Annotated in this window: 7 protein-coding genes and 1 pseudogene; 4 read left to right on the top strand and 4 right to left on the bottom strand. The window is 63.1% G+C overall.

Annotation, left to right across the window (positions count from 1 at the left end; genetic code table 11):
• The 3 genes and pseudogenes from RMN95_RS13425 to RMN95_RS13435 all read right to left on the bottom strand — a co-directional run.
• A pseudogene (locus RMN95_RS13425) lies at positions 1–932 on the bottom strand (hypothetical protein); the annotation flags it as partial.
• Between the two features lie 28 nt (positions 933–960).
• On the bottom strand, positions 961–1,512 hold the full coding sequence (pyrE, locus tag RMN95_RS13430) for an orotate phosphoribosyltransferase (protein WP_309617413.1): 552 nt from the start codon (positions 1,510–1,512) through the stop codon (positions 961–963).
• A 125-nt stretch (positions 1,513–1,637) separates the two neighbouring features.
• Positions 1,638–1,799, bottom strand: coding sequence for a hypothetical protein (locus RMN95_RS13435; RefSeq protein ID WP_309617414.1), 162 nt, complete (start codon positions 1,797–1,799; stop codon positions 1,638–1,640).
• Positions 1,800–1,883: 84 nt separating this feature from the next.
• Here RMN95_RS13435 and RMN95_RS13440 point away from each other — a divergent pair, with 84 nt between their 5' ends.
• Positions 1,884–2,720, top strand: a complete 837-nt coding sequence (locus tag RMN95_RS13440) for an exodeoxyribonuclease III (protein WP_309617415.1) — start codon at positions 1,884–1,886, stop codon at positions 2,718–2,720.
• 72 nt (positions 2,721–2,792) lie between these two features.
• Positions 2,793–3,512, top strand: coding sequence for a GntR family transcriptional regulator (locus RMN95_RS13445; protein ID WP_309617416.1), 720 nt, complete (start codon positions 2,793–2,795; stop codon positions 3,510–3,512).
• Between the two features lie 9 nt (positions 3,513–3,521).
• On the opposite strand, the gene RMN95_RS13450 is transcribed toward RMN95_RS13445, so the two are convergent.
• Entirely contained in the window at positions 3,522–4,571 is a 1,050-nt protein-coding gene (locus RMN95_RS13450) for a zinc-dependent alcohol dehydrogenase family protein (RefSeq protein ID WP_309617417.1), read from the bottom strand.
• Between the two features lie 172 nt (positions 4,572–4,743).
• On the opposite strand from RMN95_RS13450, the gene RMN95_RS13455 reads away from it, so the two are divergent.
• Together RMN95_RS13455 and RMN95_RS13460 are read left to right on the top strand one after the other, a co-directional pair.
• Complete coding sequence (locus RMN95_RS13455; protein ID WP_309617418.1) at positions 4,744–5,355, top strand: helix-turn-helix domain-containing protein; 612 nt, start codon at positions 4,744–4,746, stop codon at positions 5,353–5,355.
• Positions 5,352–6,611, top strand: coding sequence for an MFS transporter (locus tag RMN95_RS13460; protein WP_309617419.1), 1,260 nt, complete (start codon positions 5,352–5,354; stop codon positions 6,609–6,611). The genes RMN95_RS13455 and RMN95_RS13460 overlap by 4 nt, the downstream gene beginning before the upstream one ends.
• Positions 6,612–6,634: the final 23 nt, after the last annotated feature.

The raw sequence follows: 6,634 nt of genomic DNA on the forward strand, positions 1-6,634 counted from the left end.
ACGAGCGCCAGCAACGCCACAAGCCCCCCGGCCACCCCCAGGAGAATCTTTTGCTGGCGTGGCATCGCATGTGCCGGCACTGGCTTCGGCGAAACTGGGTTCGGTGGAACAGAGAGGGCAAGGGCATTCCCGGGCAGTGGAGGCAGCGAGTCGAACGGCAACGACGAGATCTGAGGCATCGAACGCGCAGAAGCCGAACCCGCAGCCAGCGACCCGGCAGACAGCGAATCGGCGGACAAGACGGTCGTGGCCGGCAGCTCGGTCGCGGGAGATATGGGCAGCGGAGGGCGGGTCATCATGGACATGGGCGGGCGGGACATGGGCGTCGGCAGATACTGTGGCGGCATCGCCGTCGTCGGTGGGTCGGCCGGAACGGCCGGCGCGCTGTAGTCAACGAACTTCGCGTCACCGAACAGCACGTCGATGTCGGACGTCCCGAAGTCTGACGTATCGGGCACCGTGGTCTCTGGCCCCTCCATCGCCGAATCCGGGAGCCCGAGAAGGCGGGCGCCCAGCACCTCCGTCACGCCCGGAAGCGAACTGTCGAGCGGTGGAACATAGGGCGGCGGGATCAATGGCGGCGGCACATACGGGGGTGGCAACAACGCAGGAGCACCCGCAGGCGGCGGTAGCGGGAACACACTTCGCGCGATCACCGGCGACGCGGCGGTCGGCACATCCCAGTCACTATCAGGCATAGAAGCGACGGCATTATCGGGCGCGGAAGCGGTGGCATTATCGGGCTTAGACGCAGCGGACTCATCGGGCGCGTCAGCGGCGGGGTTATCGGGCACCGTGGCACGGGGCGTTGCGGATTCCGTCGACACGATGGGCGCGGCACCGTCGGCGGCCGCGGGAGCGGCAGTCTCCTCACCGCCGCCTGGCTTCAGGTTCCAGCGAAATCCTCTGCCCTGGTCGCTACCGTCAGTCATCGGACTAGACCCAGGTCAGCTGTACCTGTCACGGGGCAAGACCCAGGTCCGCCAACCCGATGGCGGCGAGGTAGGGGTATCCGGCGGCTTCGATCCGCTCACGCGCGCCGGTATTACGATCGACGACCACGGCGACCGCGGCGATTTCGGCGCCCACCCTCAGCAGGGCTTCGACGGCGGCAAGAGGCGACCCACCCGTCGTGGAGGTGTCTTCAAGCACGATGACTCGCTTGCCAGCGAGTTCCGGGCCCTCGACCTGCCTGCCCCGCCCGTGATCCTTGGGTTCTTTGCGCACAACGAATGAGTCATACGCGAGACCGCGTGCCGCACCCTGGTGCATGATGGCGGAGGCGACGGGGTCGGCCCCCATGGTCATCCCGCCTACGGCTCGAACATCAGGAACGCCAGCGATGAGATCAAGCATCACCTGTCCGATGAGGGGCGCGACCCGGTGGTCGAGGCTCACCCTGCGAAGGTCAACGTAATAGCTCGCCTGTGCCCCGCTGGTGAGCGTGAAGTCGCCGTGAAATACCGCGTCGGCGGAGATGAAGTCGATGAGCTGTTGCCTGGCGTCGGTCACAGCCCCACACTACCGACTTGCACAGGATTCCAATTTGCACAGGATTCCGACTCGCACAGATTATGGGCGCTGTCCATCATCGGCCCAGTCACCGAGCCACATCACCGAGTCGGTCATCGGCCCGGTCACCGAGCCACGTTGCCGACGATCAGCAGCACGCTTGCTCCGACGACTGCCGCGAGCGCGACGACGGAGATCGCCACGGCTCGCCTGGTTTCCCGGCGGGTGGACCCCACCGTGTCGTCATCCCCAGGGCCGTCATCCCCAGGGCCATCATCTCCTGGCATGTGCCCACGATATTGGCCACAAGCTGGTGGTGTCGCGGCCCAGTTAGGGGGAGACACGGTCGTGGTTCCGGCTAGCGTGTGAGCATGCGTGTTGCCACCTGGAATGTGAATTCGATCCGAACCCGAGTGGGCAGGGTGGTGGATTGGATGCTTCGAGAAGACGTCGACGTGCTCGCGATGCAGGAGATCAAATGTAAGGATTCACAGTTTCCGTTCGAGCAATTCACGGAGGCTGGCTACGAGGTCGAGTTGCATGGGTTGAGCCAATGGAACGGTGTCGCGTTCGCCAGTCGCCTGCCGATGGAAGACGTTTCGATCGGCTTCAGAAGCGCCCCCGGCTTTGGTAAGCCCCTCGACGACGGCTCACTGCCCCAGGAAGCACGAGCCCTGGGCGTCACCGTGAGTGGGGTGCGATTGTGGAGCCTGTATGTGCCCAATGGTCGCGAACTCGACAATCCGCACTATGCCTACAAGCTCGAGTGGCTGGCAAAACTTGCCGACGAAACCCGCGGTTGGCTGGCCGCAAACCCAGAACAGCCCCTTGCTCTCATGGGAGATTTCAATATCGCGCCACTCGACATCGATGTCTGGGACATCGCCGCATTTGAGGGCCGCACCCACATCAGCCAGCCCGAGCGTGACGCTTTCGCAGCGTTCGGCTCTGTAGGGCTGATCGATGCGCTGCGCAGTCGAGGCATCGAGGGCTACACGTACTGGGACTACCAGCAGTTGCGATTCCCGCGAAACGAGGGGATGCGCATCGACTTCATTTTGGGATCGACGAAATTCGACGCGCTCGTGTCAGAACCCAGGATCCATCGTGAGGAGCGAAAGGGTGATGGCCCGAGCGACCACGTCCCGGTCAGCGTCGATCTCGCAGTTGAGCTTGAGGATGACGACGATCGGCCGATGTTCCTGTAAGAAGTTCCCGCAACTGCTCCTTCTGATAGCGATTAGGCCGCGTATATGCGACAAGCCGAATACAATGCGGGAATGGCCGATTCGAGCACCGCACCGCGAGGGCCAGCGTCGGCGTCGGTTCCCGCCACGGTACCGGCAGCTGGGCCGGCATCCATTGCGACGAGCAAAGTCGTCACCACGGTGTTCGATCGCGTTCTGGCGGCCATCCATGACGGCACTCTTCTCCCCGGGCAGCACATCAGCGATAGCGAGATCGCCGAGCAATTCGGGGTATCGCGCACCCCGGTTCGCGAGGCCATCCAGCGACTCCGCGAAATCGGGCTGATCGAGGCATCCCCGGGAAGATTCACCAGAATCGCCGACGTCACCCCCGAGCAGACCGAGCAGGCCTTCATCGTGTGGCGCGCCCTCTACTACGTGCTCGTCAACGAAGTAGTCGAGCGGGCGCATGCACGAGTGCTCAACGCCATGATCCGGGACAACGAGCAGTACACCGCGGCCTTGCCGACGCTCAATCCGCACGAGATCGCGCGGGCCACCCTCGACTTTTTCAGTCGGCTTCCCCCCGAGTCGAAAAATCTGGCCCTTCAGCGTGCCATCACCTCGGTCGTGCACATCATCAGGCTCGGAAGCCTGCACCTGCCCGAATACATCGATTTCCAGGCCCTGGGTGAGGCGCAAACTCTGTTAATCGAGGCGGTACGAACCAGGAATGTGTCGATCGGGCGCGCAGCCATGGCGGTGCTGGGCGACCTTCGCATCCCGCTGAAAGAGAACGAGCCGAAGGCCTGACCGTGGGCGTCAGGGGCGCAAAAGCACCTTTATCGCCCGACGCTCATCCATTGCGGCATATGCCTCAGCGACCTCGGCCAGGGGCAACTCCAGGTCGAACACCCGGCCCGGGTTGATGGCGCCTGACAGCACCTCGGGCAGCAGCTCGTCAATGTAGTTGCGCACGGGTGCGACACCACCGTTGGCGCCCACGTTGTTGCCGAACATCAACCTGATGGGCAATTCGGAACCCCCACTGGGCGCGCCAACGTAACCGACCATTCCGCCTGGACGGGCACTGCGCAGTGCCTGGTCCATCGACTCCATCGTGCCGACGCACTCGAGCACACAATCCGGCCCGATTCCGTCGAAGAGTTCTTTGACGCGAGCGACTCCCTCGGCACCGCGCTCCTCCACGATGTCGGTGGCGCCAAACTCGCGGGCGATCGCTTGCCGGTCGGCGTGGCGAGACATCGCAACGATTCGGGATGCCCCGAGGCGCGATGCTGCCAGCACTGCGCACAGTCCGACGGCTCCATCACCGACCACGACTACGGTGCTGCCCTTCGTGACGCCAGCCGAGACGGCGGCGTGGTGCCCGGTGCCCATCACGTCGGCAAGAGTCAGCAGGCTGGGGATGAGGTGGTCGGCCGGGAGCCCCGGAGTCGCGACGAGCGATCCGTCCGCATGCGGCACCCGCACGCGCTCACCCTGGGCGCCATCCGCAAAACCCCCGAGGCGGTCATCCGAACCCCACCAACCGCCGTGCAGGCATGACGTGCTGATCCCGTTGAGGCAGTTCGCGCAGGTCATGTCGCAGTCGTAGAAGGGGGCGATGACGAAGTCGCCCACAGAGATGGTGGTGACGTCGGGGCCGACCGATTCGACGATGCCGATGAACTCATGGCCGATGCGTTTCGGCTCGTTCGTCGGCGTGACACCCCGATACGGCCACAGGTCTGAGCCACACACACAGGCGGCAACCACTCGCACGATGGCGTCGCCTCCGGTGGAAAGAACGGGGTCAGCGACCTCGTCGAGCCTGATATCCCGTTCGCCATAAATCACTGTTGCGCGCATGCTTCGAGCCTATGCCGGAAAGTGGGCGCGCTGGAGCGCTTCGCGAGAGATGGTGAGGGTGCCTCGGGTGCTGGGGAATGCCGGGACAGCCCAACTGATTGCTATTGTGCTCGCCGACGGATGGAAAAGGTATTCTCCATGCAGAAATATTGTGCACATGTATTATGCATACATGACGAACACTTCGGAAAAAGCTACAGGGGTCCGCCTCGACTCTGAATCGCTTCGTGTATTGGCGCATCCGCTCCGGGCGCGATTGCTATCGATGCTGCGGACGGGCGGTCCAGCGACGGCAACAAATCTTGCCTGTGAACTTGGATCGAATTCGGGAGCGACTTCCTACCATCTTCGTAAGCTCGAGACTGTCCACCTCGTCACGGATACAGGCCAGGGTAAGGGCAAGCGGCGTCTGTGGCGGGCGGCGACGGCAAGCCACGAATTCAATCCCAGCGATTTCGTCGGCGACACGACGGCGGAAGCGGATTTGAGTTGGCTGCGTCACCATTACATCCTTAGTCTTGCCGGAGGCTTCGAGACCTGGCTCGACGCCGAGCAGTCTTGGCCAACCGCTTGGCGAGACGCTGCGGGTGCTGACGATGATGTTGTGACGCTCACCGCGGTGCAGGCTCGCGCGATGAGCATGGAAATCGATGAGGTCGTCGCCCGGTACCGGTCTGCCGGCGACAGTGACCCGCAGGCTCGTCGCATGTCAATCTGGCGGGTGCTCTACCCACTCGACGCGCAAGATCCCCCGCGAGACGGTGAACAATCGATGACACCGTGACGGCCCTTCGGGCGCGACGCTCTCTGCTGCTACTGACGTGCACACGATGGTTCCCGGTCGGCCTAACCATAGGGGTGACTACTCTCATCCCTCTTGAACGAGGGATGAGCCTCTCCCAGATCGGGGTGATCTTCGCAGTGCAAGGCTTCGTCATCCTCGGTCTGGAACTACCCACCGGTGGTCTAGCAGACGCCCTGGGGCGCCGCCCGATCCTTCTCGTTTCGGCCATCTTTGCGATTGGCTCAGCTGTAGTCTTCGCCTTCGCGGATACCTTTGCCGCGTTCGTTGTCGCGCTGGTCATGCAAGGAGTCTTCCGCGCCCTCGACTCCGGCCCCCTGGAAGCGTGGTACGTCGACACCGCCCGCGCATCTGATCCCCTCGTGCTGATTGAGGACGGGCTCGCCAAGGCAGGCGCCACGATGGGCCTGGCTATCGCCGCCGGCGCTCTCATTTCGGGTGGCCTCATCGCTTGGAACCCTGTGACCTCCGTTTCGGCGGTCAGTTTCCCCTATTGGTGCGCCATTCCCCTCTTTCTCCTCCACCTGGTAGCCACGGGTCTCCTCGTACAGGAACCAGGATTGCCGCCCCACGCGGGTCGTTGGAGGCACGCTATGGACTCCGTAATGTGCACACCCCGCGTCGTGGTGGATGGCCTCCGGACGCTGACCACCTCACGAGTGCTGCTAGCACTTGTCCTCGTTGAAGTGTTCTGGTCGGTAGGGATGATCGCATTTGAAACGCTCATGCCCATTCGACTTGCCGAATTGGTCGGCGGAGAAACCCAGGCCGGCACGCTCCTGGGGCCTGTATCAGCCGCAGCCTGGGGCCTGTTTGCGCTCGGTTCTGTGATCGCGCGCTTCGCTTCACGTCGCATCGGCGTTGCCTGGACAGCTCTCCTGGCTCGCGTGCTCAATGGTGCGTTCATCGTCGCCATGGGCTTGATGATCGGCCCGCTCGGCTTGATCACCGCTTTCCTGCTCACTTACACAATGCATGGCGCTGCAGGCCCCATGCACAACACACTTCTGCACCGACAAGCTGGACCGAGCAACCGCACCATCATCCTGTCAATAAACTCGATGATTGCGGGAGGCACCCGAAGCCTTGGACTTCTCGTGCTCGGTCCTCTTGCAGAAACTACAAGCACCACCGCCGCCATTCTTGCTGCCGGTGCCTTAAGCATCATCGGTGCAGCGCTCTACCTACCCGCGCGAGGCCAGGAACGTAAGGTGGCACAAATACCAGAGAGGGAATAGAAATAGATCCGAGTGAACTGATG

This window comes from Salinibacterium sp., from assembly GCF_031364185.1.
Classification (GTDB): domain Bacteria; phylum Actinomycetota; class Actinomycetes; order Actinomycetales; family Microbacteriaceae; genus Rhodoglobus.